The organism is Citrobacter sp. wls613, from assembly GCF_005281195.1.
GTDB classification, from domain to species: Bacteria; Pseudomonadota; Gammaproteobacteria; order Enterobacterales; family Enterobacteriaceae; genus Citrobacter; species Citrobacter gillenii.
In genome coordinates this window covers 17,945-18,824 of the sequence record NZ_SZXN01000030.1, presented here as the reverse complement: position 1 = coordinate 18,824, position 880 = coordinate 17,945, and the positions used below count along the sequence as shown (strand labels likewise).

Here is an 880-nt window from a genome sequence, read left to right as displayed (position 1 = left end):
ACATGTTGGTGATTCCGCTGAGTACCGCTTCACGGAAGGTGTTATACACCCGGATTTCAAATTTCGGACTCAACCAGGCCGCATATCGAATTGCGAGTAACTCTAGTCCCCAAACACCTGATTCAGTGCCGCCCTTAACTACCCGAGTCGAAGCTATTTTCGTAGCTTCGGTCAGTTCGTCAGCAAAGCGTCTGATCTGTGCGCTTTTAATGAAGTTACTTGGACGCTGTGATTCAGTGGCCTCTCCATTGGAGACTGCTGCTGCATGCAGGTCGTTGAGGTTATACCGGCCATCGTCATCGACTCGAACGGATACGCCGTTTACTGCAACTGTTGGGTATGTCATTGCGTTTACCTTACTTTGAGATGAACCTTTGCCGCATAGGAGATCAGCCCGTCGAGGCTCGCCAGCACTAACTGACTCCTCAAAGGCTCATTCCAAATGGTTGGGTTCGACGTGGTTTAATGCGCTGCGGTGCGCGGTGAAATGCGGATACAAAAAAGCCCCGCACGATGGCGAGGCTTGATTCTGCTCTTTTCCAGAGCGAAATATTAAGAGCGGATACAAGTGTTACAGCATGCTCTATTTATATTGCTCATTTGCTCAATAGTCAATATTTGCTCGGTTAGTTCAGGCACTGCGTATTGATGTACTCCTGCAGGTAGTTAACCTGCGCGGTTATCCTGTCGATTCCACTTCGGAGACGGTAATAATTGAGTTCAGCATCTGCTGTAAGTCTTGGGCTTTCTCCATCGCCCATGCCGCTGGCTCCGGTCGTTGATTTTGCACAGGTGGCGGCGACTTGCAGGCGCTTACGACCAGCAGAAACATCAGCGCGGAGACTTTCGATAGTCGCATTAGCATCAGAAAGCTCCTTCG

General features: G+C 50.0%; 2 protein-coding genes. Both read right to left on the bottom strand.

The genetic code is table 11. The features are described from left to right. Positions 1–346: KilA-N domain-containing protein (locus tag FDX01_RS23370; protein ID WP_249360862.1), on the bottom strand; the 346-nt coding region annotated here is incomplete at its 3' end. A gap of 280 nt (positions 347–626) precedes the next feature. Beyond that, positions 627–880, bottom strand: a 254-nt coding sequence (locus FDX01_RS23365) for a lysis protein (protein ID WP_249360861.1), incomplete at its 5' end; no start/stop codon positions are given.